The 26,044-nt window shown below is 49.8% G+C and carries 19 protein-coding genes; 4 read left to right on the top strand and 15 right to left on the bottom strand.

The window, feature by feature from the left end:
- The 4 genes from GX117_04850 to GX117_04835 form a co-directional block, all read right to left on the bottom strand.
- The coding region (locus GX117_04850) for an isochorismatase family protein (protein NLO32672.1) at positions 1 to 472 on the bottom strand (472 nt) is incomplete at its 3' end.
- A 103-nt stretch (positions 473 to 575) separates the two neighbouring features.
- On the bottom strand, positions 576 to 1,850 hold the full coding sequence (locus GX117_04845) for a radical SAM protein (protein ID NLO32671.1): 1,275 nt from the start codon (positions 1,848 to 1,850) through the stop codon (positions 576 to 578).
- A gap of 27 nt (positions 1,851 to 1,877) precedes the next feature.
- Positions 1,878 to 3,962 carry an FAD-dependent oxidoreductase gene (locus GX117_04840; protein ID NLO32670.1) on the bottom strand — a complete coding sequence of 695 codons (2,085 nt, stop codon included), beginning with the start codon at positions 3,960 to 3,962 and terminating at the stop codon, positions 1,878 to 1,880.
- Between the two features lie 93 nt (positions 3,963 to 4,055).
- Positions 4,056 to 6,143, bottom strand: coding sequence for a family 43 glycosylhydrolase (locus tag GX117_04835; protein NLO32669.1), 2,088 nt, complete (start codon positions 6,141 to 6,143; stop codon positions 4,056 to 4,058).
- A gap of 302 nt (positions 6,144 to 6,445) precedes the next feature.
- Here GX117_04835 and GX117_04830 point away from each other — a divergent pair, with 302 nt between their 5' ends.
- The gene (locus GX117_04830) at positions 6,446 to 7,801 is read left to right on the top strand and encodes a GntP family permease (GenBank protein ID NLO32668.1); all 1,356 of its coding nucleotides are present in this window, start codon (positions 6,446 to 6,448) and stop codon (positions 7,799 to 7,801) included.
- A gap of 12 nt (positions 7,802 to 7,813) precedes the next feature.
- On the opposite strand, the gene GX117_04825 is transcribed toward GX117_04830, so the two are convergent.
- From GX117_04825 to GX117_04815, 3 genes are all read right to left on the bottom strand, one after another.
- Positions 7,814 to 9,112, bottom strand: coding sequence for a glycosyltransferase family 4 protein (locus GX117_04825; protein ID NLO32667.1), 1,299 nt, complete (start codon positions 9,110 to 9,112; stop codon positions 7,814 to 7,816).
- Positions 9,113 to 9,234: 122 nt separating this feature from the next.
- Positions 9,235 to 11,484, bottom strand: a complete 2,250-nt coding sequence (locus tag GX117_04820; GenBank protein NLO32666.1) for a hypothetical protein — start codon at positions 11,482 to 11,484, stop codon at positions 9,235 to 9,237.
- A gap of 265 nt (positions 11,485 to 11,749) precedes the next feature.
- A complete protein-coding gene (locus GX117_04815) occupies positions 11,750 to 11,947 on the bottom strand; it encodes a hypothetical protein (GenBank protein ID NLO32665.1) in 198 nt (65 codons plus the stop codon).
- Positions 11,948 to 12,501: 554 nt separating this feature from the next.
- Between GX117_04815 and GX117_04810 the strand changes: the two genes are divergently transcribed.
- On the top strand, positions 12,502 to 13,725 hold the full coding sequence (locus tag GX117_04810; GenBank protein NLO32664.1) for a DUF1080 domain-containing protein: 1,224 nt from the start codon (positions 12,502 to 12,504) through the stop codon (positions 13,723 to 13,725).
- 90 nt (positions 13,726 to 13,815) lie between these two features.
- On the opposite strand, the gene GX117_04805 is transcribed toward GX117_04810, so the two are convergent.
- From GX117_04805 to valS, 4 genes are all read right to left on the bottom strand, one after another.
- Positions 13,816 to 14,343, bottom strand: coding sequence for a radical SAM protein (locus GX117_04805; GenBank protein ID NLO32663.1), 528 nt, complete (start codon positions 14,341 to 14,343; stop codon positions 13,816 to 13,818).
- Between the two features lie 63 nt (positions 14,344 to 14,406).
- Positions 14,407 to 15,249: a radical SAM protein gene (locus GX117_04800; protein ID NLO32662.1), complete on the bottom strand. Its 843-nt coding sequence runs from the start codon at positions 15,247 to 15,249 to the stop codon at positions 14,407 to 14,409.
- Between the two features lie 84 nt (positions 15,250 to 15,333).
- Positions 15,334 to 15,828, bottom strand: a complete 495-nt coding sequence (locus GX117_04795; GenBank protein NLO32661.1) for a PaaI family thioesterase — start codon at positions 15,826 to 15,828, stop codon at positions 15,334 to 15,336.
- Positions 15,829 to 15,854: 26 nt separating this feature from the next.
- Positions 15,855 to 18,458 carry a valine--tRNA ligase gene (valS, locus tag GX117_04790; GenBank protein ID NLO32660.1) on the bottom strand — a complete coding sequence of 868 codons (2,604 nt, stop codon included), beginning with the start codon at positions 18,456 to 18,458 and terminating at the stop codon, positions 15,855 to 15,857.
- Positions 18,459 to 18,774: 316 nt separating this feature from the next.
- Here valS and GX117_04785 point away from each other — a divergent pair, with 316 nt between their 5' ends.
- Entirely contained in the window at positions 18,775 to 19,953 is a 1,179-nt protein-coding gene (locus tag GX117_04785; GenBank protein NLO32659.1) for a hypothetical protein, read from the top strand.
- 119 nt (positions 19,954 to 20,072) lie between these two features.
- Here GX117_04785 and GX117_04780 read toward each other — a convergent pair whose 3' ends face one another.
- Together GX117_04780 and GX117_04775 are read right to left on the bottom strand one after the other, a co-directional pair.
- The gene (locus GX117_04780) at positions 20,073 to 21,407 is read right to left on the bottom strand and encodes a Gfo/Idh/MocA family oxidoreductase (GenBank protein ID NLO32658.1); all 1,335 of its coding nucleotides are present in this window, start codon (positions 21,405 to 21,407) and stop codon (positions 20,073 to 20,075) included.
- A gap of 168 nt (positions 21,408 to 21,575) precedes the next feature.
- Positions 21,576 to 22,049, bottom strand: coding sequence for a hypothetical protein (locus tag GX117_04775; protein NLO32657.1), 474 nt, complete (start codon positions 22,047 to 22,049; stop codon positions 21,576 to 21,578).
- A gap of 212 nt (positions 22,050 to 22,261) precedes the next feature.
- Here GX117_04775 and glgX point away from each other — a divergent pair, with 212 nt between their 5' ends.
- Complete coding sequence (gene glgX / locus GX117_04770; protein ID NLO32656.1) at positions 22,262 to 24,310, top strand: glycogen debranching protein GlgX; 2,049 nt, start codon at positions 22,262 to 22,264, stop codon at positions 24,308 to 24,310.
- Positions 24,311 to 24,314: 4 nt separating this feature from the next.
- On the opposite strand, the gene GX117_04765 is transcribed toward glgX, so the two are convergent.
- Together GX117_04765 and GX117_04760 are read right to left on the bottom strand one after the other, a co-directional pair.
- Positions 24,315 to 25,355 carry a hypothetical protein gene (locus GX117_04765; GenBank protein ID NLO32655.1) on the bottom strand — a complete coding sequence of 347 codons (1,041 nt, stop codon included), beginning with the start codon at positions 25,353 to 25,355 and terminating at the stop codon, positions 24,315 to 24,317.
- Between the two features lie 157 nt (positions 25,356 to 25,512).
- Positions 25,513 to 25,941 carry a pentapeptide repeat-containing protein gene (locus GX117_04760; protein NLO32654.1) on the bottom strand — a complete coding sequence of 143 codons (429 nt, stop codon included), beginning with the start codon at positions 25,939 to 25,941 and terminating at the stop codon, positions 25,513 to 25,515.
- Positions 25,942 to 26,044: the final 103 nt, after the last annotated feature.

The following is a 26,044-nucleotide window of genomic DNA, read 5'->3' as shown; positions in this document are numbered from 1 at the left end:
TTTCTGTGCTGCCGATATTCACGCCTCCCTGCGCCATCCGCCAGAGTGCGGCGTCGTGGTCTTTTTTGCGTGTGGAAACCACCGCATCACGGGCAATAAAACATTCGTATCCTAGGGCGGCCGCTGTTAAAGCAGTTTGCATAATGCAGACATGCGTTTCCATGCCGAGAATGACAAGCTGCTTCCGCCCGTAGGCTTCCAGAGCAGCAGCAAAGGATTCATTGGCAAGACAACTAAATTCCAATTTCGGAATACGCGGCACGTCTCCCACCACCTCCAAGATTTTCTCGGTAGTAGTGCCGAGCCGTTCAGGATTTTGCTCTGTAATGAGTATAGGGATATCAAGTAATTTTGCCGCGCCCGCAAGTTTGACACATTGAAACAGATAATTGGAAACTACCTTGGCGGATTTGGGCATCAACACCTCTTGAATATCAACAATGACCAATACGGATCGATCTTTTTCGAGCATGTGCTTTTCCTTTATTTGTTTTAAATCAGTCGTTAACATCTGCTCAGTTTCGATACTATGACATTACTTTTAAAAACAGGCGCAAGGCAATAAGACTTTATTGTTACACCAGCACATTGGGTCGTGAGGCTGCCCATTCCCGAACTTTGGGAAGAAGCCAGTCTTGCAGTTCTTTTTCCAAATAATACCGGGGTTCAAGAAGCGTATCCTCCGGGCTCACCATGCCCGTGTCTCGTGCCGTCGCCGCCAACTTTGTATCAGGATAGATGCGTATGCCAACTGTAATTTCAAGCACGTCGAGATGAAGCGATTCAGCGAAGGCAAGGCTCTCTTCCACGGTCTCCCGCGTTTCGCCGGGGCCGCCTAAAAGCAAAAAGCCCATACGGAAAAGACCATGCTTACCGAGCCGATCAGAAACAGCACGCACTTCACCGGGGCTGAATCGTTTATTCAATTCTTTGAGCACGGGCGGAGACCCGCTTTCAAATCCCAGACTAACCCGTTGACAACCGGAAGCCGCCATGAGCACAGCCAACTCTTCATCGACAGCCATGGGATATACGATTGCCTGCCAATGTAAATTGAGTTGACGATCAATGATTTCCTGACACAAAGCCTTGGTATAGGAGGGTGGAAAATTAAAGGTATTGTCGACGAAATAGAAGTTTGTAAATCCGGCGCGGACCCATTGCTCCATCCAATCGACAACACTTTTTGTGCTGCGCCTCCGTGCAATAGTCCCTTCAATAGCAGGGGTGGAACAATAGCTACACCATAAATGGCAACCGCGCCGTGTCTGCACGGGAATTGCCGCCTCCGGCAGCCGTTTCAACGTGGGTAACAAAAAATCGGCGCGAGGCAAGGGCCAGTGATCTAAATCACGGAGCAGGGGCGCGCTGGGTTTCAGTCCTCGTCCGGGCAACACGAGTCCGTCGATATCTTCAAGGGAGCGGCCTCCTTCGAGGCGTTCTAATAGCTTCACAAAGACTTCTTCACCTTCCCCGGCGATACCGATATCGGCACCAAGCCATGCCAAAGAACTTTCCGGATAAATGCTGAATCCGGCACCGCCCACTACGAAAAGAGCATCTGAATATTGCTTACAAAAAGCGATATCGTCTCGTATGCTCTCTAGAAGAAATCGACAGCCCTCCATATTTTGGTCGTCAATATTGCGCACAGTCATGGCGATGCATTCAGGCTGGAAAGAAAGAATCCGATCTTTCAACACTGCCTCAGGCTCAGGCTCACCCATCAAATCCAGAAAGAGCACCTCATGCCCTGCCCGTGCCGCAGCCTCCGCCACACACGCCAGCCCCAAGGGCAATACAGGCATATTTACCTCTTCTCGATTCGGTGAGACCAACAATATTCTCATGGCAAATTCCTTTTGTCTAGGATACACTTACTCTTCGACAGGCAGCAATTGTACTGCATCGGCAATGACGACACCGTCCGCGCCTTTATTGGATATACGAATGACCGCCTGCTCCTCAAAAAGGTAGGTGCCTAAGGATTTAAAGGGTTTGTGGTCACCGGGATCTTCTCGTTGATTAAGATACACTTCAGCAGCGTCCTCTTCACCGCTTATGGCAATCAGCGTGTTGGTCGCTCGGTTTTCATGAGGCGTGTAGCTGAGACGTACTTCATAGCGTCCGCGCCTCGGCACTGCAAGGGTATAGAGCGCTTCTGCCTCTTCCTTATTTTGCTGTGTGTGCTGAATGTAATTAAATCCGACCATGCCCGGCACTGCAGTTGAAAAAAGCCAGGTACCTTGGAGTTCGGCTTGCGTATTATCCTTAACGATGCCGGGAAGCGTTGCAGCATCGATATTGGTCTTTCCATCCATTTCCATCTCAAGAATTTGACCATCTGGAAGCAGACGTGCAGCAAGCTTTTCATAATCCAAGTTCTGAACGGACTCATCTGCTTCCAAAGACAATACGGCAGCCGTGGCGGCGGATTGACCCAAAATCATAAATACCGGCTCCATGCGGATGGAACCAAAAGCGATATGCGAGGACGAGACACAAACAGGGACCAACAAGTTGGCGCATTCACTTTCTCTCGGTACCATAGCGCCGTAGTCAATGGGATAAGGGCCGCCGGGATTAATTTGTACATCCCCCTCATTTTTTGCGCAAGCACGCCCCTTTTCATCGTATGCCACATACCGCTGTGTATTATGGGAATCCATGTTATAACTTCCCATACCCACGGAACACGGCGTTTCTTGCATACGTCTGAGATGGCGTTCTGAGACGACAAAGTCGCTGACCATGCGCCGCGATTCCCGCACATAAATTTGATAGGGCCAATGTCCGTTATCGGCAAATTCGTCTTTGGCAAGTCCCCATTGGCTCATTTCATCGCGCACGTCTTGTGCGACCCGCGGATCATTAGCGAGAAACCAAAAATACCCCTTTTGATAGGCTTCGTGCTCCCGTAAAATCTCGCGGCGCCGCTCATAAGATGCCACGGGATAATCATAGTTCATGCCTATATTATCGGTAGAAAAGGCGCCGCGGTTGTTCGTATCCGTCTTCAGATTGGGAAGCATATCGAACTTGCCGAACATTTCACGATATCCGGCGTCAATACAGCGTCCGAGCAATTCATACTCGAGCGGATCGTAACCCTCCGGTTTGGGGAACGGGACGCGATTATCCGGCCGCTGCGTGAGACAAACCCGATAATTATAGGCCTGCAGCCGCTGATCAGCCTCACCATCCGTACCGGGATCCTTATCATGAATACGCGGCAGCAAACCGCTGTCAGGATCTCCGGGCACCCGATAAGGATCAATACAATCTTCAAACTGATGGCTTACCGCATTCTGTACTTGTACGCCATTGAGAGTTTCGTCGTAGACAGCGTTGGATTCACGGCCGACGGTATAACTGACACCGGCAGCGGCCATCAGATCCCCTTCATAGGTGGCATCAATAAATCGCTTGCCATAATAACGCTTGCCTGATAAGGTGCTAAGGGATACAATCCGATTGCCCTCCATCTTCACCCCTTTTTCTCGATCGAGCCATTCATTGCGATGAACGGGAATTTTATAAGTTGCAATCATTTCTTCAAAGACCTGCTCGGCAACATGGGGCTCAAAAACCCACATGGTCCGGAACTCTCCATCCATGGCAGGAACCCCTTGTCCGCGGTTTCCAAATTCCTCGCGGGATTGCCAACGCCACGTATCTTCCTCTTGATATTTTTTCCAGACCTCATGATAAAAGCTTCTTGCTAAACCGCCGATCACTGCTTTGTTGCCTGTGTCGGTATAGCCCAGTCCGCTGCTGGTCAGTCCCCCCAAATGCACGTCGGGAGATACGACAACGACGGTCTTATCCATTTTTACGCTTTGTACTGCAGCGATGAGTGCAGCGGAATTCCCGCCGTAAATGACAAGGTCGTAGACCTCTGCCGCTTCACTCGGGGCATAAATCGACATAAAAACCACAGCCACAACGATCAGCCTGCGCATAATGAATTCCTTTAAAAGTTCAGATTAAATAAAGACTTTAGCTATAACGCTTTGCTTCGATCTTTTGATCCTAACAACAATAAAAACAACAGTTCAACGTAATTCTTCAGGTATATTGTACAACTCTCGGAAATTTTCAATGCGATGAAAGGTCAAGAAGTTGGCGTCGTGGTTGTTGCGCGCGCCGCCGATACCGTCATCGTAGGCTGTCCTGCACACGGCTATAATGTCATCCCCGTCAAACTGCCAATCTACATATTGAAACCCGTGTGCTTCCGTGTCGGGGTGGTGCAGCAAGATAGCGCGCTCTTCCCAATGTCGAAGATCGGAAGATGCACACAAAGCCAAGGTGTTGCGGATGCCGCTGGGACGTGTTGGTTTTTGAAACTTTTCAGGTACTACTGTGGCAAGCATCCAATAGGTACCGGTCGACTCATCGGGGCGAATGGTAAACTTCTTGGCAGCACCGGGAAATTCATAAAAGCCGGTGTCTCCATCAAAAGAAGCGACTTTCCCATCGGAACTCACGTGGACCGTTGCCCCTTTTTCAGGAAAATCAGGCGTATCCACACGCAATACATTTACGATAGAGCCATCGGGCGCGACGACGGCATTGCCTTCCAGCCAGCCCCCGAACTCACCGTCAAGCCACGCTTCATCTCCCTTTAGGAAATTGCTGATAGTCCAGTTTTCTGCACGCAATAAATCCGCGTCAACGGCTATTGATAACATGCCGGCACTGTAACGATACCCCCACTTCGTGCCATTGGAAGCATCTTCAAAGGCGCGCCATAAACGGCCTTGATGTTCAACAACGGGAACGGGCGCTGTATGAAATTGCCCCTCTTCTGTGAGCAGCCCTGTTTCACCATCCACCGGCTCCGTCCAAGTTTCCCCGTGATCAAGGGAACGGCGAATTACGATACGTCCATGATGTTTCTCCACGCCCATAATATAGACGGCGCCGTTATGATGGAATAGTTTCGGCCAAAATAAGCATTGCAGTTCGGTCAATTGCCGCCAATGTTCGCCCCGATCATCAGAGCGATAGACCGCCGCCGTCGCACATTCATGCTCCTTGCTTTCCGGTCCAAAATAATCATGGGCAGCAAGATACACCCCATCAGGCAATACGGTCAGGCTGGGTGAACCAATGTAACGACCCGAGGCTTGTGGCGCATGCTGAATCACCACACCCGGCGGCAAGGCAGTGGGCATCATCGCGAAATGAATGTTGCCCGCTGTCATTTCCACCGCCTCTAAAAGCCCCTCTTCCCCATAGCTAAGGCGATCAATAGCAATCTGTCGGGCAGCATGATAGCCCTCAGCCGCCTTTTGATGATTCCAGCGATGATAGACAATAAAATCTTGGTCTCTTGCTTGATCGTAAAGGATGGAATGATGACCGGGACCTTTATGCTCTTTGCTGCTTTCTAACACAATCCCTTGATAATGCCACGGGCCCGTGGGGCTGTCGGCAAGGGCATAATGAACCGCGTAGCCTGCGGTACGAAAATCACCGCTGCTGTAGGATAGATAATAGCGCCCTTGCCGTTCATGCATGTAAGGAGCTTCAGTAAAATGGGGAGGTGTTTCCACCTTGATCTCCCGACCCAACGCAGTCCAATCTCCGCTAAGCTCGTAAATGCGCAGCACAGCGCCGGCACTGCCGCCTGCATAGAGATAGGCTACACCGGTTGACGCATCCACAAAGACCATGGGATCAATAGCCTCGAAGCCTGCTCCGCCCGTTAGCAGAGGCGCATCCATCGCTTTAAAGGGTCCTGCCGGATTCGTGCCGACTGCGACCCCGATACGTGAAGGGGCAGTGCTGCGTTGCGGTCCCACCGAGAAGTAGAGCAGCCAGCGCCCCTCTTTTTCAATGATACACGGTGCCCAAAGCCGCCGATCCTTTTCACCATCATCATAAAACCAAGGGATATCTTCAGCTTTTAAAATCGGACCGTGCCGTTCCCAATGCTGCAAGTCTGTTGAGCTGTAGCCATAAAGAAGGGTTGGTTCTTTGTATCCGGTAACATACATCCACACCGTATCACCGACCACGACGACGTGCGGATCGGCACCGGTCAACACCGGATTAAGCGGCGCGTCCAAGGGGAATGCGCCCGCAGAAAGGCTTGACAGAATGACCGAAACGAGGATTAAGCAATTTCTTTTCACCAATACACTCCTTATAGGTAATTTAAGACAAATCGTCATAATAGGGGCAGTATCCCGAAGAATACACCGTGCATTATGAAGGGTAAAGCGTTGTAACATCAAGGTACCCTGCGCCTCGCCGCTTCTTTAGAAGGTCAACGCCCTTCCGCAGCAAACGCATCGTTACAAAAAGGACGCAGGTATTTGGCTCTTTCTATTCCCATAGGTTACCATGTTCCTTATCCTGCTTAGCGGATCATACAGCGTTTTGCATGTCCGCTTTGTAAAGACCAATCGCCCTATCAGGCGCGGAGGAAGAGCACATGGTAGAAGGCCCTTTATTGTTACTCATTCTTGCGGCATCGATCCTATTTATTATCGTTGTCACCGCAAAACTTAAGTTCCATCCATTTTTCGCCTTGTTGCTCACCAGTTTCCTCGTCGGATTGTTGGTGCGCATGCCCTTGGACGAAGTGGTCAATACGATCAACACCGGTTTCGGAAATATGATGCGCCAAATCGGCTTGGTCATCGTATTGGGTACTCTCATCGGCGTCTTTCTTGAAAAATCCGGGGCAGCCCTACGCATGGCGGAAACCGTCCTCCATGTTGTCGGCGAGAAGCGGCCGCAACTTGCCATGGCACTTATTGGCGCTGTTGTGAGCGTGCCCGTGTTTTGTGATTCGGGCTACGTCATTTTGTCAAGTCTCAACAAAGCCATTGCCCGTAGGGCGCGCATCTCGCTGGCGTCTATGTCCGTCGCATTGGCAACCGGGCTCTACTCCACCCATACGCTTGTACCGCCAACACCCGGCCCCATCGCTGCAGCCGGTGCCTTGGGCGCAGAACATCATCTGGGGCTGATCATCCTTTTGGGTATTGTCGTATCCATCCCCGCCATTTGCGCCGGCTATTTTTGGGCAACGCGCATGGCCGTAGGTATTGAGACTGCAGAAGAGATACCCGTTGAGGAAAGCATGAGCGCTGATGCGGGAAGCTTGGATCGCCCCTCGGCGTGGCTCTCCTTTGCGCCCATTGTGGTGCCTGTGCTGCTCATCGCCGTCGCCTCGGTCATCAGCAGCTTGAAGGTGGAAGGCGCCGCAGCACAGCTTTTCCTCTTCTTAGGCTCCCCGCTGGCAGCCTTGATGATTGGGCTGCTCTTCGCGCTATTGTTGCCGCGCAATCCGAACATGACGCTGTTTAACACGTGGATGGCGGAGGGTATCCGACTGGCTGCGCCCATCTTATTGATTACCGGCGCGGGCGGCGCTTTTGGCGCAATCTTGAGCGCAACTCCCATAGCGGACTTGATCAAAGGCTTTGCGGGAAGTGGTTTGCCACAAGGCCCCTTTGTGCTTGTGCTGCCCTTTGTGGTGGCGGCATGCTTGAAGACGGCACAAGGAAGTACAACGGCGGCATTGGTCGTAAGCGCCACATTGATAGCACCCTTTTTAACAGAATTGGGGATGAATTCACCGGTGCAGTTGGCGCTGATGGTCATGGCAATCGGGTCGGGAGCGATGATCGTGTCCCACGCCAATGACAGTTATTTTTGGGTGGTCACTCAGTTTAGCGGTATGAATGTGCGGTCGGCCTATAAGGCAATGACACCGGCGACACTGGTACAAGGTCTTGCAGCTTTCGCCACCACCTTTATCTTGTATCTCGTGCTTGTCTAAAAAGCGTCAAGCTTATGCGGAGGCGTCGTAGGCCTCTTCGTAAAGGGCAATCGTATCTCGTGCCATACGCTCCACGCTGAAGGCTTCGCACGCGTAGGCGTAGCCCGCTTCCCCCATCTCTTTAGATCGCGCAGGATTGGTGAGTACTTCGCGCAGGGCATCTTCAAAAGCGCCTGCTTCCTCAGGATCATAAAGCAGTCCGCCGCCGGAAGCTTCGACAATCTCAGGATAGGCACTGACATGAGGTTGCACAACCGGAATCGCACGAGATAAGGCCTCAATGATATGCATGCCAAAGGCTTCACCGCCGCGAACAGGCGCGGTCATAACGCTGAGTCCTTGAAAGAAAGCAGCGTCGGGGGCAGATTGAAAATCCCAGGTGATTTCGGTGTCCCCCAAAAAGCCCGCGTCGGACAGGCGACGTTCCATATTTTCCATGAAGGAAAGATCAGCCGGTGTTGCGCCGCCTGTGGCACGGAGCCGCAATGACGCCAACTCCTCTTCTTGCTTTAAGCCTATAAAGGCTTGCACCACCTCTTCAAAACCTTGCGACGGATTGAGCCGCGATAAATATCCAACAAGGGGCGGCTCTGCAGATTGGAAGGTTGGTTTTTCCGACGGCAAGTCAATGCCCGGATAAATAACACGGTGTTGTTCCGGCCTGAGATCCATTTGTTTAATCATCCGCTCCCCATACCAATGACTGGTGGAAACGAAATGAGTCACCTCACGGCCATGACGCGCCATAGCTTCCCAGCACAACTTATCGTAAGGGGCGTTCATCGTATTTACCCAAGGCTCTTCATCTTGTAAAGAACAGACAATGGGGCAATTGAGCGCTTCACGCAATGCCGGAACAAAGCCCAACAACAGGGCATTGGAAATGTGGATCAGATCGGGCTTGGGCTGCGTGGACAGCCACTGCAGGAAGCGGTCAAATTCCTGTTTTTGATTGCCTTGCCGCCCTTCCAGCATGGACAGGGTCATAGAACCGAGTCCGGCGGCGTTGGTCGTGCCTTCTCGTGCCGCCGCCTGTCGCAATAGCACGGGAAGGTTCAGCAGTCTGTCGAGCCAGTCCGGCATCCGCCTTAAAAAGGGAACTTTCTCGCGTACAAAGACGCTGATGCCTCCGAAAAATAAGGGCACATCAGTATCCGCTGCGGTGGCTCCGCCATACATGGGCAAATACAGCGGCACGAGTACAACATCATGCCCATGCTGACGCAAGGATCGGATCAACAGATGATCGCGCAAACAATTCTGACAGTAAAAAGTGCCGCCACTGCCGGGCACCAGATGAAGAATTTTCATGGCAACTGCCTTTCAGTGAACAGGACACGCCCTGCACGGGAGATTAATGTAAGTGTACCGACCTCGATCCGCTCCATCTTATGGATCTGCGATCTTCGGGGCTGGATACAGTATCATGTTCATTAGCGTTTTATAAGCCAAACTTCCGCCACGGTAGAATGTTTGCGCCAGTTGAGCTCAGATTGCTCTTCCGGAACCCAATTCACCGTGAGCGCTTGATCGGCTGTGAGTAACTTGGGAATGGGATATTCCTTAATTTCTTCGAGGTTTTCCGTTGCAATGGAAGGCGTAAGGGCATAGCCATCAGCCTGAATATTGGCAAAGCCGGTGCCGGTCATACGCAGAACATATTCCGCTTCCGGATCCAGACCGGTGTAAACCATGGTCATGGGGAAATTCAAGGTGTGCTGCCAAGACAGGCGTTTTCTGCTGAATCCCGTGTCCCACCACGAGAAACCGGGACAATTGTCGAGTACATTGATCGGTTCCAGATTCAGGTTTTCAAGACGCTTCACATGAGGTGATTTTCCTGGATCGCCGACATCGTCATAGAAAGAACCGGGACCGGGATTCTCCCATGTGGCGAGTTTTTGCAGTGCCGCCAGGCGCGCTGATTCATCGGGCAACACGCGGATGGCTTGAAATTCATCCTCTAAAAACCAACGGTTGTTGAGCGGAGAATCCAAGAAATCTAAGCTGCAGCCCCGTTCATAGCCTGAAGCTTGATATTTATCAACACTGGATTTCAGCCCGATCGAGTGGAAGAGGGCGTCATATAAAGCAATAATACGTTCTTGCATTTCAGGCGCTATATTCTCGGAGACCGCCCGCTCCAGCACCGCCATGGACGCATCAATGGCTGCCACGGCTCCGGTATCCTTGGCTGAGAGCAACAAGGTATTCACTTTTTCTTCAAGACCAGTCTCATAGAGCAACCGTTTGCGTGTGTAGCAGTCATAGTAAGCGCGTACGAGAAGCATCTGCCAACGCCAATTATCGGCCAGTTCGGGCAGGGCATCTTCAAGCTGACGCCACAACGCAAAGGTAGCGTCTACACTGCCATTTTCAGCCAAAGGTCCTTCCCAATTCTTTTCTTGGGCGAGAATACCGTCGGCAATGGCTTCGGCATGTTTGGAGCTAAAGAAAAAGCGCGCGTAGTCGATAAGGGTATCACGGGGTGTGACGGTGGGATCCCAGCCAAGAGCCGACCAGATCGTCTTGTTCACGTCATCATGAATACCGTCGGAATAGGTGATGAATCCTGTTGTATAGGGCGCATAGTAATTATGAACAAGGGTGTAGAAAACAGGACGGGGATTGATACATTCGCGGCCGAGGGTCATAGCAAAGGCGGGATCCCACCAAGGAACGGGGAACTGGCAGCGGACGGTATGCGTAATATCGGGATAATCACGAATCGGATAGACGTCACTGAGAATCGGACGGGATTCTTCGGCAGAAGGACTGCTCGGACCCGACACCAAACCGCCAAACCAAGCGGGACGTTCTCGTTCTATCCATGCGTAAATATCTTTACATTGCTTCTCATCAAACCATTGCAATGATAACCATATCTTCGCTTTCGGATGAGATTTGAGTAAGGGTTTGCTTAGATCGGTCAGGAAGGGCAATACCAATTCCGGAGGATTGGCACCTGGATCTCCACCAGGGAAAAACACGCCGGTCAGTTCAGGACAATCTTTGTATAATTGGATATGTTCAGCAATATGAGCCGCCCGTTTCTCTTTCTCTGACAAATCGAATACGGCAGGCGTCCACACCCAATACTCCAAGCCATACTGTTGGCAAATCTCGCTCATGCGCCGGTTCATGGCGCGCCGGTCTAAGGGCATGTGCGGGCTTTCACGATCATCTTCCATGGGAATGTTTTCGATGCTGTTACAGCCGAAAAGCATGAGCTCACGAATATATTGTTCATATTGAGCATCATCCCAGGTGTCATAGCTGTTAGCGCGGAAGCGATATCCCAGTTGATGGCCTCGAATCGGTGAAACAGGGCTTAATACGCCCGTGTTGGTTATCGGAAAGGTCACCACACCGGGCTCCCAATTCATGGTACGCAGGAAATGGCCTACGGCAAATAAAAGCCCTCGCTTATCAGCACCGCAAAGCACCACGGTATCCGATTCCGTGGTGATGCTATAGCTTTCCGCAGCCCCGGAACCGGACACCTTCAATTGGATCAGCGGCGTTGCCTCTGTTCCCGGTGCCACGACCTGCCACGAGATGCCCGTTCGCTTCTCGGTCTCTTCAATAAGGACGCGACTTGCAATCTCCACAGCGGAAGGGTTGGAACTTTTCACACTGCTTACGGCGGCGTTGCTTAAATCAAGATCTTTAGCAAAGCACAAGGGCGCCGCCAAAACAACAATTAAAACCAAAAGAAACGAAAAATAACGGGGCATCCAATACTCCTCTCTTAAGTGACAACCAATAATTCAAAACGCTTAACGTTATATCATAAAATGGCGAGTATGGGCTAACCAAGGGCGGAGTGTTCGCCATAGCGCCGCCTTATATCCTCATAAAACCCCGCTTTTTTACGAAGAATTTAAGAACAGACGTTTTTTTTTGTGTTATAAACCGGGTTGCAATAAAATAGTAGCATCACAGTGGTTAATTGAGATATATAGTCTCCATTCTTCGGCTTACACCACTTCTGCCCTCCTGATCAATTGTGGCGACCACCTCGTTCTTTGTACCGATCAAATCACTTTTGATGGCCTGTTGCCCGTCAAGAGAGATGTAATAGAGATCGTCGTCTTCTTGCACGAAAAAATCGGAAGCCGGGACTATTTCAAGAGCCGTGCTCATGCAGATGGATTTCCCGGCCCCCTATAGGAAGAATAGCATTGTAAAACCCATGCAATGCAGGACAAATTTCGCGGCGGCCCCTTTCAAAACTAGTCGGTTTCTTCTGTAAAGAACCGCAAGAACAAAGGGGAATTCAACGATCATGGTCAGCACAAAAGTCACGCAGACCATGGTCCAAAAAAGAGGCGGCAAGTTTTCAATGGTCCCATTGCTATTCTCCGAAAGATGTATCCGGGCCTCCCTTATTTTTACGCACGCAAGTATTTTTACGCACGCAAGAAAAAGAGACTTAGATCTTCGAGTTTGAACCTGCGGCGGCGAAATCGGATGAGTTGAACTTAATCAGGTGGGGGCGTATACTGTAGCATCGTCTGCTGAAAAGCACCGCCTTTGTCTTTATCAAGAAGAAGCACGTTATCTTTGCGCTATGTTGTTCTATACGCAGGGTACGTCAATACCTTCTCCCGAAGACAAGGTACCCTCACATTCGTGGATAGCTTGGATTGTAATATGGCCGCCCCTCCGGCGGGGCAAAGAAGTACAAGGAAAAAAAGATGATGAAACGATTATTGATAATCATGGCGGTAATAACGGCGTTGTGTGCAATAAACACCTACGCGCAAGATTGGCAATCCCTCACGCCTGAAAACAGTCTGGATGGCTGGCGTGTGCTCAGCGGTGACTGGCGCATTACCGATGAGGGCGTGATTGTTGGAAAAGCGGCAAAGGATGTGAATGCGTGGTTGTTCTATGAAAAGACCATGTTTGCCGATTGTGAGGTTTCTTTTGAATTTCGCACGCCTGTACCGACGAACGGCGGCATTCAACTGCGCTCACACTGGCTGCCCCGTATGCCCTTGGAAGACGGAGAAAGCATTGAAGATGCTCCCCGGCAAATGCACGGCTACCAAGTAAATGTGGAAACACGTAAACGGCTGGCTACGGGAATTATCATGGAAGAGAACGGGCGCGGTTATCTGGCAGAACCTTCGGAAGAGGCTGCAAAAGCGCTGAAACAACGGGACTGGAATACGGTGCGTGTCATCGCCCGCGGCACAAAAATTGAAGTCTACCTTCAAGATATTTTCGCATGCAGCATAGAAGATGAAGCCTTTATCAACGGATATCTCGCCTTACAACTCAATCCCTACGAATCGACCGAGGAATACACCGAAATTGAATATCGCAATATCCGCGTGAAAGATTTTGGACGAGAAGGAAACTGGCGCGCCCTCTTTGACGGCACTTCATTAAATGGATGGAAAGAATGGGGCGAAGAAGACTGGAGCGTTAATGAGGGAGTGATCTGGGGCAAAAGTGGACCTAAACAATCGGAAGGCTACTTGGCAACGGAAGAAATCTTTAAAGATTTCCGAGTACGGGGCCGCTTCAGAATCATGGGTGACGGCAATTATGGACTCTTCTATCATTCAACGATTACCTTGCGTGATGACGGATATCCGGTGATCGCAGGACTGCAAGGAGAAGTGGAACCGAGTTTCCCCGGCAGTTCAGGATGGGTCTATGAAAGTTATAAACGAGGATGGCTGGTAAAGCCCGATCATAACACCATGGAATCAACAGCGCTGCGTGTGGGCGAGTGGAATGAAATAGAATTGCGCAGTGACGGAAACAAAATTACGACTTGGGTCAACGGCATCCGTGTACTCGATTATACCGACACAGATCAACAACTTTTCGAGGGCAGCTTCGCGCTGCAGTTGCACACCGGCGGCGCAGACGGTATCGGCTGGAACGCCCTGTATGTGCGCGACTAAGATTTAACCAACCAACTTTGCTTGAATTACAGCATTCACGGCGGCCGAAAGCTACGGCGGCCGTGATTTTTTTTGTCTCTATACAAAGTCTTAGAACAGATCCGGCCGCTCCCGAGAACGTAACGACAAGAATTGGAAATGAAGGAATCGCAGCGATAATTTTAGAGACATCCAAGGATGCAACAACATGGTCCGAAGGAGTTTTAAGGCTGTGAATGGCCGACAATAAAACGCTCGATACAGACTGCGCTCACGGGCAAGGGCTGTTTTTTCAATGGCAGGATCCCGCCATCGACTCACATAGGGGATGAGTTGAAATTCAATTTCGTCGCGGAAACGTTCCGCCATGACACTGCCGCCGTAGATGGCAATGCTGCTGACTGCGATCATATCCAGCGATGAAGCAAGCACGCCGCGTTTAGTCACCTTGAAATCTGCTTCGCTTTCGAAAGGACCGCCCACAATGATGAATCCAAAGCTCTCTATACCAGCATCCCGTATCAACTGCAGTTGTTTGTTTATGCTTTGCGGGTCAACGCCTTTACCATAGTTCTCTAAAACATGCTTAGAATAACTTTCAACGCCTACAATAACGCGCACACATCCGGCTTTACGCATCCATGAAAGCATTTCCGCTTCAAGGGTATCAACACGAGACAGACAACTCCACTTCAGTTTAATCTATTTGTCTATGATCCCTTTACAAATACGAATGACACGTTGCCTATTCACAGTAAAGGTATCATCAAGAAATCGAAGCACCTTCACGCCGAGGTCGGCAAGTTCCTGCAGCTCTTGGACCACCTGTTCCTCACTGCGCGTGACATAGCGCTGATCTTGCGGGCTCGTACAATATGCACAAGTAAAGGGACATCCACGGCTTATCTGGAGGGTTGCGAAAGTGCCGTGCATAAAACCTTCCTGATATTTTTTTCGATTGATAAGGCTGTAGTCGGGAAAAGGGATGTGTTCAAAAGAATGAATATAGGCAGGTTCATTTATGAAGATTTGGGAGTCTTTGTTGCGGCCGGCGAGACCCGGAATATTTTCCGGACAATGCCCCTGCGCAAGTGCCAGTACATAAGGCACACAACTCTCTTCCACATCCCCCCGGAAAACGACATCTACTTCCGGCGCCTGCAACAATTCCTCTGGAAAGCGTGTCGCATAATATCCAAACAGACCAAGCTGCATGTGCGGCACTGTTCGCGCTAAATGAATAGCACAGGCGTAATCCGTGCTCACCGATTCCACGCCAAGTAAAGCAATCAGGACATCAGGCTGTTCTGCTGCGAGCACACGGCTTACTTGCGCCTCATTCATTTTTTCTGCAATAGCGTCTATAAATAGAATAGAGGCACCCGTTCCTTTTCGTATACACGAAGCGGCCTGCAACAGCTCAAGGGGCGGAAAAAAGAAGGGCGAATTATAGGTGCACATATAGCGGCGCACCAAGGCTTCCGTATGGGGAAGATTAATAAGGGCAACCTTCGTTCTGATGGGCTGATCAGCGTTGGCAATCACGAGTTACTCCGAATGAAAAGCTATCTGTGCTGTTCGTATCTTTTGGAATTATACCTGATAATCAGTTGTGCCGGACTGCCCCCTCTACGCGTACATTTCTTTTAACTGTTCCCGTTCCTGCTTGATATATAAGCCCTCTGCTTCTGCAAAAAGAATCTTGCCATTTTGGGAACTCATAACCGCGGAGGTAAATATTTTGCGCCCTTCTTGGCGCAGGATCTTCGCTTCTATCACCGTATCTGTACCCAGGGCGATTTTGTTTCGATACTGCACCGACAGGGATGCCAACAACGCCAAGGCACCTTGAGAGAATACGGCCATCCCCATGGCCTCATCAAATACAGAGGCGATGCTCCCGCCATGGGCATAGCCGGGAGGCCCTTGTGCCGCCCAGCCGAACCAAGCGCAGGCGAAGACCGTCTGATCGTTTTCTCGTAAGAAATAAGCAACACGAAGGCGATTTTCCGCTTTGTCACCTGCTAAAAAGGGTCTTCCTTCGCCTAATACAGGAAACTCTTGGAGCGCAATCCAGCCCGGTTCCGGTATTACCTGCGGCGCTTTTAATTCCAGTTTGTCCATGATATCCTTTGGGGCAATCCCTTCTTTTATTCGAAGAAGGCGGAAATTTCTATTTCAGCCGTAAGCGCAGCATCCTCAACAAAGTCCAATGTTTCAATGCGCAGGCAGCGTTTAATATCCGCTTCAACGGCTTCAACCGCTTTTTTCCAAGAAGAAGCGCCGGCAATGGAAACCCGTTGTATCGGAGCCGCCATGCTAAGGTTCGCATCTGCTTTGGCGCGGCGCACCTGCTCAACAATCTTTAAAGCAGCGTCCCAAACCATGGTTTCCGTTTCTTGCGCTACATGGGCGAACTCTTCAACCTTTGGCCATGGGCTCAGGTGGATGGAGGCGTTCATATCCGCATCTTCGGCGAAATCCCAATGCCATATTTCTTCGCTGATATAGGGAACGAAAGGCGCGAACATCCGTACCTGTGCGCGTAATAACAAGCGCAGCGCGGCACACGCGGAAATGCGTTCCGGCGTCAGCGCTTCATCATAGGTTCTCGGCTTCGCCATTTCTAAATAATTATCGCAGAAGATCGGCCAAAAGAAATCCTCAACAATGCTGAGGGCTTGCGCATAATCAAAGGCTTCGAAAGCTTGGGTGGCGCGCGTAATCACGGGACGCATCTCTTGAATCACAGCACGATCCAAAGGCGTCGTAATATTTTCAGGCGCCAGCAAGTTTTTATCGATGCCTTCATAACGGCCAATGACAAATTTCGCCGCATTAAATAATTTGGTGCAGAGCTTCTTCCCTACTTTAAAGATTTGTTCATCATAGGCTGTGTCCACGCCAAGTCTCGCCCGCGCTGCCCAATACCGAACGCTATCCGCGCCGTACTGGTCGATTAAGGGTTCCGGTGTCACTACATTGCCTTGGCTCTTGGACATTTTCTTGCGGTCAGGGTCGAGTATCCATCCGCTGATGACCACATTGCGCCAAGGAATTTTTCGCTCGTGCAAATAGGCTTTGACAATAGTATAAAATGCCCATGTCCGTATAATTTCATGACTTTGCGGTCGGATATCCATTGGAAAGACCCGTTCATGGCGCTCGGGATCATCCACCCAACGGCTGGCAATTTGCGGCGTTAAGGAACTGGTCGCCCACGTATCGAAGACATCGGGATCGCCCATGAAACCATTGGCTTGCCCGCGCTGCGATTCATCATAACCGGCAGGTGCCTCATCGAGAGGATCGACAGGAAGACTGTCAGGATCAGGCACAATAATCTGATCATAAAGGCAATTCCCGTGTTCATCTAATTTGTACCATAAGGGAATGGGCACGCCAAAGAAGCGCTGGCGGCTCAGACACCAATCCAGATTCAGCCCATCCACCCAGTGTTCATAGCGTTTGGACATGAAGGCGGGATGCCATTCAATTTTCTTGCCTTGTTCTTGTAAGGCTTCTTTTTTATCCAAAATTTTGCCATACCATTGCCGTGTGGGCAGCAATTCAAGAGGGCGATATCCTTTTTCAAAGAATTTTACGGCATGCTCGATTTCTTGACGGGAACGGTCAATCACGCCGGAGGCGGCCTCAGCAATCTCCACAATCTTTTCTTGCGCCTTTTTGGTAGGTAGTCCCGCTAATTGCTCATAAACGGTATTGGCTTGATCGGGATCAACACTGAAGAGTGCTGCGTCCTCGTGCGCATCGTTGGAAAACTGCAACGGAAGTAATTTCCCGTCTTCACCCAAGATTTGCCGTAAGGGAAGTTTGTATTGGAGCCACCATTCGACGTCAGTTTGATCGCCAAAAGTACAGACCATGACCACGCCGGTCCCTTTTTCGGGGTCGGCTCTGTTGTCTTTGATAATGGGCACGGGCACACCAAAAAGGGGCGTAATCGCTTCTTTATCGGCATAGGCAACAAAACGTTCATCATCGGGATGAACCATTACTGCCACACAAGCGGGCAACAATTCCGGACGCGTAGTAGCAATGACCAGATATTCCTCGCTTCCTCGAATGGGAAAACGCAGGAAATGATAGGCGCCGGGCACTTCTTTATCTACCACTTCCGCTTGCGCAATAGCGGTATGAAAATCGATATCCCAGAGGACAGGCCGATTGTCTTGATAGACCTCGTCCTTTTTTAACATATCTAAAAAACTGGCTTGCGACGTGCGGCGGCAATGTTCGTCGATCGTCGCATATTCAAGCGACCAGTCGTAACTCAATCCGAGGCGGCTCCACAAATGGCGGAACGCCGTCTCATCTTCTTTCGTTACGAGCTCGCATAATTCGATAAAGTTTTTGCGGCTAATCGGTGTGGGAGCTCCCTTCGCCATACGCTCTGCCTTAAAGTCGGGATCATAGTGGATATGGGCTTCACACTTAACATTAAATAAGTTTTGTACGCGCCGTTCTGTGGGCAGACCATTATCATCCCAGCCGATGGGGAAGAAAATATTTTTACCGCACATGCGTTGGAAACGCACAATGAAATCTTGATGGGAATAGCTGAATAAATGTCCCACATGGAGCGATCCTCTCACCGTTGGCGGCGGCGTATCTACGGCAAAAGTCTCTTCCCGTCCGCGGCTCGGATCCCAAGCATAGATAAGGGAATCAATCCAGCTTTTTCCCCAATGTTCCTCAATGCTCGTCGGATCGTATTTTTTTGGCATGCTCATACATTTGCTCCTTCCGGTGACTTACGGCCCGGAATCTCTTCAATTTTTTGATCTATTTTAAGGCGAAAAACGTTTCTTTGCTTGAATGTTAAGAAAAGAACCCGTTCGGCCGGCTTCCGTTCCACCCCAACGTAGTCTCTTATTCGAACTCCTCACTCCAGTTTATATTATACTTGAAATGTTACTGATGCTTCACCATGCGCCTTTTCAAAACAGCAGAAGAATGAATTATCCTCCTATAAAAGAGACAATCGGTGAAGCACGCTATTACAATCTTAATCTCGTTACAACACAAACAGCACAGGAGAAAAGCCGTATGCTACTGTCACTATTGGTACAAGGCATGATACTGTCCACAGCTTTCCAAGGCGAATTGATCTTTCCCATGAATACTTATCACAACCACGGCTCCGGGATCGTGGAAACACCTTCGGGCGATCTGCTCGCCGTGTGGTTTCATGGCAGCGGCGAGCGCCAGTCCGATGATGTGATGCTGCAGGGTGCCCGTAAGCGCAACGGAGAAGAAAGTTGGTCTGCGCCTTTCCTCATGGCTGATACACCCCATCTGCCCGACTGCAATCCTGTACTTTTCATTGATCAGCAAGAGGTGCTGTGGTTGTTCTGGATCGTTGTACAAGATAACGAGTGGGGCGGATCCCTTTTAAAATACCGAAAGTCTACAAACTACGACAAAGACGGCGCCCCGATCTGGGATTGGCAGGATGTCATTCATGTGCGGCCCTTGGAATTGGAAGAACGCTTTACTCGTGTCCTTGAAGAGGGTATGGATACCTACGCCGCACTTTTAAACGGCATTCCGGAACTCAAAGAGAAAGCCGTTGATTTACAAGGGCGCAGCCGTGAAAAAATACATCAACGCCTAGGATGGATGACACGAACCGCTCCCATCTTATTGGATGAACAAACCCTCATATTAGGACTTTATTCGGATGTGTTCAATTGCTCCTTGGCGGCCTTTACAAATGATGGCGGTGTAAACTGGCGTTTCAGCACGCCCATACTTGATCCGGATCTGACCATGTTGGGCAACATACAACCCGCTTTCGCCAAACGCACCAACGGCGAGATCGTCGCGTTTATGCGCGACAACGGACTGCCGAAACAGCTGCGCACTGCGGTTTCCAAAGATGGAGGTATGACGTGGTCTTCCATAGAATTCGCAGGGATACCCAATCCGGGTTCCAGTGTTGATGTGGAAGTCTTGCACAGTGGCACATGGGTACTCATCTGTAATGACACAATAGACGGCCGCCACCGTCTATCTGTTTATAGTTCCGATGATGAAGGGCGCAGCTGGCCCCATTCTCGAAGTATCGAAGAAACCGAAGAGAAGGGCGGATCCTTCTCATACCCGGCTGTCATTCAGTGTAAAGATGAACGTATCCATGTGAGCTACTCCTACACCATCAGCGGCGAAGCGGGCAGTTCCATCAAACACGTCGCCTTCACGGAAGCATGGATCACCGACAAATAATCTGAAAAAAACACCCGGCATTCATGACCGTCCATAGACCTTGACTGAATGCCGGGTGTCGTGTTCTTCTGCTTTCCGACTCTGGTTATCCTTGAGATGACTCTTTTCTACCGATGCGCTTAAACATCAAGAGACCAGTCTGCGCGATATCTGCGCGTCAACATACTATTAAGCGCCGGATTGTCGGTAATGCGCTCATTTTGCGGATCCCATTTGAAACTGCTGTGCAGCATACACGCTAATTTCCCGAGATGGCCGAGGGAGGCAGAACGATGCCCGGCGTTGACAGGCGCAATGCATTCTTCACGACTGACTACACAGTCAAAGAAGTCCGTCATGTGATTCGTCTGTTTGCGAAAACGGAAATCATCTTTGCGGAATTTTGTCTTGAGCAATTTTTTATCGCTCGCTTGTATACCGCTGCGATCGACGTATAACCACGCATCATTGTCTCCAAAAAACATAGTGCCCAGCTTGCCGCAGTCCAAAAAATAATCCGGCATATCGCAGGTATTGGCGACGGTCATGGTGATGCCGCCCTCGTAAGTGGCTTGAAACTCGTAATGCTCCATGCTGTTATACAGATTGTTGCGTTCCTTGGGCGGCTCCCAACGTATCCCTTCCACTTCAATGGGGCCGGAATTATCCCAGCCCATCGCCATGTGCGCAATATCGCCATGATGCCCGATCCAGTCCATCATTTGCCCGCCGCCGAAGCTCAGCCACCACCGCCAATCCCAATGGTAACGGTTGGGATGAAAAGGTGTCCATTCAGCAGGCCCCACATACATTTCCCAATCGAGTTCAGGCGGCGGCGCGGGAAATTCATCTACCCACTGGGCGTGATTGTCGTCGGGCAATGCGACCAAAATCCGGTTGATTGATCCTAAATATCCGTTGCGTACCAATTCGCAGCCCAGCTTAAAGGTATTTTGGGATCGCTGCATACTGCCCACTTGGAATACACAATTGTTTTCTTGTACCGCTTTGACTATGGCCTTGCCTTCACCTAAAGACCAAGCAAGGGGTTTCTCGCAATAAATATCCAAACCCTTTCGTGCTGCCTGTACGCAAACCAACGCGTGCCAGTGATCCGGTGTGGCAACAATCAAAGCATCAATATCATCACGGGCGAGCAGTTCGCGGTAATCGCCATAGGCGGCGCTTGCCTGATCACCGTAATAGTCATCCACCAGTCGTTTCGCTTCGGTGAGCCGTTCTTGATCCACATCGCATAAAGCCACAATACGTATATTTTTATGACGGATGGCATTTTCCATTAAGCCTTTCCCCTGCCCGCCCGTGCCGACCACCCCCACTTGAATACGATTGGAGGGCGACACTTCTTTGTTGCGGCCGAATGCCGTTGCAGGAATAATGTGAGGAGCCGTTAAAGCGACCCCAACACCACCTAAAAATGAACGTCGTGAAATATCCTTGTCTTTATGCGTCATGATTTCAACTTCCTTTCTGTTGTTGGTTTCAAAGACTTATTTCGGACAACTACAACGATAACGTCCCGTGGGACTTTTTTAGCTGATTGGCAAATCATTTGGAAGTGTCATTTTGTGCAAAGCACGGGCACTCTATCTTTATTAAGGACACAATGTATTGAACATGTTCTACAAGGAACCGCAGCCGCAGCGGGGCTCAGGCCGATTACAAATTGATAAGGTGATTTGCGCATTGGGCGCCGCGTTAAAGGAAGCAGTGACAGGCATGTCACTGTTACAACTGGACACCCAACTGATAACTTTCGGCGACCAAAAAGTAATCGTAATAAGAACTTGTTCCGGCCAACTTTCCCGCACAATAATGCTAGGCTCGCCCACCGTATATCCTTGCGTTGGGAATGAAAACTTTCCCTCTAAAGTCCATTGGTTGCTGTCAAAGCTTCGCCTGACAACAGTCCCCTCAAAGTTCGATTCTACATCACGAAAACGGAGTCCAATTTGATCGGACAAAGGGATCCCTTCTAAGGTCACACATCCGGCGTCGCTATAGTCAAAAGGGACAAAGGTGCATCCGCCATAGAGTAGGAATCCCGCAACGAGAAACAGACCCGCCCACGGACCGAATTTACTTTTCGTTTTCATCTTTTTTCTTTCTGATCTCATCACACAAACTTTATTCTCGATAATCAGTATTTTAGCATATGAACGGTATTTCAAAACTCATTAGCCCCAAGAAACGGACACTTGGGAAAAAAACTGTTGGATTACATGATATAATCCGTTAAATCCTTTTTCCAAATAAATAATACACCTGTGGACTATCTTTAAAATAACGGTATTGATTCTCATCACGTATGCATAAAATTAACCCGGAACAATTGCGTGTCACTGTAGGACGCCCCTACCCCATAGGACCCGTTGTCTATGATAACGGAATCCGATTTAGTATATTCAGCCGCCATGCGACGCGGGTTTGGATTGCCTTGTTCGATCACATCGAAGAAATAGTCCCTGTGTGGGAATATGAGTTTGACCCTCACCACCACCGCACAGGAGACATCTGGTCTATTTTTGTGGAAGGGCTTCCGGACAGCGTTTATTTTCTGTATCGCATGGATGGTCCTTTTCAGCCGAAAAAGGGACACCGCTACGATCGGGAAATTTACCTCTTAGATCCCTATGCAAAATCTTTCGTTGGTGATATCCATAAAGGCACGATGAAATGCGTGGCAGTACGGGATAAAATGGATTGGAATGGACGGATACGCCCTTCCATCCCCATTCAAGATCTTGTCATTTATGAGACCCACGTAAAAGGCTTTACCTACGGGAATGACTCGGGCGTGAAACATCCGGGAACCTATCGCGGCTTAATTGAAAAGATTCCTCATTTGAAAGCCCTCGGCGTTAATGCTGTGGAGCTGCTTCCCATTCAAGAATTTGGAGAAAGTTATCTCGGCCGCTATGATCGTGCCACTCAAACAGAATTGACCAATTATTGGGGCTATAGCAACATCGGTTTCTTTGCGCCCTCCCTGCGTTACGCAGTCAGTGCCATCCGCGATGAACACTTGCAAGAATTCAGGGAGATGGTAACAGCGCTGCACGCTGCAGGCATTGAAATTATTTTGGATGTTGTTTTTAATCACAGTTCTGAAGGCAATGAAAAAGGGCCTACCCTCTCATTCCGCGGCATTGATAATGCCGTATACTATCTGCTCAGAGACGGAAAATATCTCAACTACTCCGGCTGCGGCAACACCTTCAATTGCAATCATCCGCTAATGCGCGACTTTATCTTAGACTGTTTGCGTTATTGGGTAGCCGTCATGCATATTGACGGCTTCCGCTTCGACCTCGCCTCGATTCTCGGACGCGATCAAGACGGCAATATATTGGAAAACGCGCCCCTTGTTGCACGTATCGCAGAAGATCCCGTATTACGGGACACCAAGTTGATCGCGGAAGCGTGGGACGCGGGAGGCGCGTACCAAGTTGGTTCTTTCGGCGGCGTACGATGGGCAGAGTGGAACGGTAAATATCGCGATGATGTACGACGCTTTTGGCGTGGCGATGCAGGCATGAAAGGGGCTTTCGCAACAAGACTGTCCGGCAGCGCTGATCTGTACCAGCACAACTGCCGCGGTCCCGAACACAGCATTAATTTCATCACCTGCCATGATGGATTTACGCTTCATGATCTCGTTTCCTATGAACACAAACATAACGAAGCGAATGGTGAAGATAACAGAGACGGCACCAACGACAACTTCAGTTGGAATTGCGGCGTTGAAGGAGAATCGGACCGGCCTGAAATCGTGAAGACGCGCATGGACTACAAGAAAAGCATGGTCGCGACCCTTTTTCTTTCCATGGGGGTGCCCATGATTTTGGGCGGAGATGAAATGTGCCGCACGCAACAGGGCAACAACAACGCCTATTGTCAAGACAACCCCATATCTTGGTATGACTGGTCAAAGCTCGAATCTTGCCCTGAATTGTTCGCCTTCTTTCGAGGACTTATCGCTTTCCGATTTGAAAATCCCGTATTGCGGCGAACCCGGTTCTTTGTGGGCGAACTCCAGTCGGAGACGCCTGAAAAACGAGATGTGAGCTGGCATGATCGTACAGGGGCAGAACCGGACTGGAACGGATCGGACAATCTGCTTGCCTGCCATATTCACGCCCACGAAAATAAGGGTGTTGCCATCTATATGATGTTTAATGCGACGGGACACGAGCAGCCTTTTACGTTGCTTCCCGGCTTATGGCGTCTGCGTATCCACAGTGCAGCGCCTCAGGGTAAAGACTATTTTGATGAGACTGCCGCGCCTGTCGTGCAAGATCCCACATTCAGTGTGCCTCCGCAAAGCGTGGTCGTATTAACTTCGTCGAAATGTTAAAATCCTATCCCGCAAATTCATTGACGAAGACGATAATGATGCCCGTAATGAAGGATGCCAAACCAAAAGATACGGCGATGGCATATAAAATCACCCCTGCCTGCGTGAAGCGCTTCAAGCTGAAATCCCATCCGTTCGCCAAAGGCATTGCACTAAATAGTGCCAGCGGCAACAACAATAGCAGTGCACCGCCAAACATCCTGCCTGATTGCAGTTCAAGCCACGCCCAGTCATTTAAGTCGGGTACTGCCCTGCTAAGATATTTCTCGTGGGCAAGACAAACTCCCTTTATCCCATAAATACCGCCCAAGTAAAACAGAATCATTACACCAACAGTGAAAAGAGGATTTAATATCACGCGGCTGGGATGGAAAGGTGCCGGCGCTTTGACGGCGCCGCGCATGCGCAGCATAATGAAAGCGCTCATGTAGAGCAATAAGGCGATTGGGCCGGTTACAAGCCCCAGCAAAACAAATAGACTGCGGAGCGACCAAGCGGGCCAGCCGCTTTTTTTCGCAGCATACCACGCCCCACCCAACCACACGGCATGTTCCGCAGTTTCTTCTTTAAGGGTCTCACTGGAGTTTGCAGCTACATCTTCGGCTATCGGTTTCGGCTTTATTATGGCAATCGGCTCCGGTGCAGGCTCAATTACAGTGGCCGCATTTTGCGGTGTCACAGGAACGTGAGAAGCTTCCGATTTTGATGCCTCCGTCGCGGCAGGAGCCTCGTTTTTCTCTTCGACAAATGAATTTTCTTGTGTGGATTCGCCAATGTTCAATGCATCACCTTCTGTTCCATCTCCCCAGACACGAATTAAAACAGCGGCTTGAGTGCTTGGATCTCCCATTTTGTGGAGTATAGCCGTGATTTCAAGATCGCTCATTTCTTCTTGTACGGTTGATCTCAGCTTTTCCTCTACCCGTCTGCGAAATCGTTCTAAAATTCGCGCACGCTTTTCGACACTGATTTTTTCGCCAATATATTCTTCTATTTCGTTGATATATCCGGCAATAAGATCCGTGTATTTTTCTGATAAGAGCATCGTACTTCCCCAATACAGTCAAACATAAAACATAGTATAGCGAAAGAAGAAAGCCGTAACAAATCTTCTTTTTTGTTTCTCCGCCTATGCACTTATCCTCTTTTTAGGCTTCTTCATCGAGCCCTTCTTTTTCGTTGCACAATAAAACAAGAAGAAGCTATTGAATTCCCTTTTTCTTGAAACGCAACCGCTCCGTGAAGGTCATATTTGCGTCGCGAAGATTTACATTTCGAAAACAAGCGCCCTCCACAATTGCTTCGCGGAACACCGTGTTTTTAACACTTGAACCGGCGAGATTTGCGCGGCTCAGATTCGCCTTAAAAAATGAGACCAGATCTAAATTCGCTTCAGCAAACACAGCTCCCGTAAAGTCGGATCCCGTAAAATCTGCGCCCACAAGATCAGCTGAAAAAAGGTTGGCATTACGAAAGTTCATTTCACGCAAAATAAAGGAACGCAGCGAAATGTGGTTCATGGTTGCATTCTCAAAGTGTCTTGGCTCAGCGGCAATAGGACTTTCTATGATTTTTGTTAGGTAGTCCGTATAAGGCGGTCTCACCGTTTTTTTTTGCGTTTTTTTAGGCATCGTCGGCTTTCGATCCGATGTGTATGGGGGGATGAGGAGTAATAGGGCTCCCCATCCCAGACACATCGGATCGATGAGCCGTTCCGGGGTATTCGTTGACAGG

It is taken from the genome of Candidatus Hydrogenedentota bacterium, assembly GCA_012523015.1.
Taxonomy (GTDB): domain Bacteria; phylum Hydrogenedentota; class Hydrogenedentia; order Hydrogenedentales; family CAITNO01; genus JAAYBJ01.
The sequence above is the reverse complement of the archived record's forward strand: the minus strand, read 5'-3'. Positions and strand labels throughout refer to the sequence as shown.

Bases quoted from the DNA above. Each gene is read 5' to 3' on its own strand.
- GX117_04795 (NLO32661.1), bottom strand. From the start codon at position 15,828: ATGGACAAACTGGAATTAAAAGCGCCGCAGGTAATACCGGAACCGGGC.
- GX117_04845 (NLO32671.1), bottom strand. From the start codon at position 1,850: ATGAGAATATTGTTGGTCTCACCGAATCGAGAAGAGGTAAATATGCCT.
- GX117_04775 (NLO32657.1), bottom strand. From the start codon at position 22,049: ATGAAAACGAAAAGTAAATTCGGTCCGTGGGCGGGTCTGTTTCTCGTT.
- valS (NLO32660.1), bottom strand. From the start codon at position 18,458: ATGAGCATGCCAAAAAAATACGATCCGACGAGCATTGAGGAACATTGG.
- GX117_04785 (NLO32659.1), top strand. From the start codon at position 18,775: ATGCTACTGTCACTATTGGTACAAGGCATGATACTGTCCACAGCTTTC.
- GX117_04805 (NLO32663.1), bottom strand. From the start codon at position 14,343: ATGCGTAAAGCCGGATGTGTGCGCGTTATTGTAGGCGTTGAAAGTTAT.
- glgX (NLO32656.1), top strand. From the start codon at position 22,262: ATGCATAAAATTAACCCGGAACAATTGCGTGTCACTGTAGGACGCCCC.
- GX117_04760 (NLO32654.1), bottom strand. From the start codon at position 25,941: ATGCCTAAAAAAACGCAAAAAAAAACGGTGAGACCGCCTTATACGGAC.
- GX117_04840 (NLO32670.1), bottom strand. From the start codon at position 3,962: ATGCGCAGGCTGATCGTTGTGGCTGTGGTTTTTATGTCGATTTATGCC.
- GX117_04830 (NLO32668.1), top strand. From the start codon at position 6,446: ATGGTAGAAGGCCCTTTATTGTTACTCATTCTTGCGGCATCGATCCTA.
- GX117_04815 (NLO32665.1), bottom strand. From the start codon at position 11,947: ATGAGCACGGCTCTTGAAATAGTCCCGGCTTCCGATTTTTTCGTGCAA.
- GX117_04825 (NLO32667.1), bottom strand. From the start codon at position 9,112: ATGAAAATTCTTCATCTGGTGCCCGGCAGTGGCGGCACTTTTTACTGT.
- GX117_04765 (NLO32655.1), bottom strand. From the start codon at position 25,355: ATGCTCTTATCAGAAAAATACACGGATCTTATTGCCGGATATATCAAC.
- GX117_04810 (NLO32664.1), top strand. From the start codon at position 12,502: ATGATGAAACGATTATTGATAATCATGGCGGTAATAACGGCGTTGTGT.
- GX117_04780 (NLO32658.1), bottom strand. From the start codon at position 21,407: ATGACGCATAAAGACAAGGATATTTCACGACGTTCATTTTTAGGTGGT.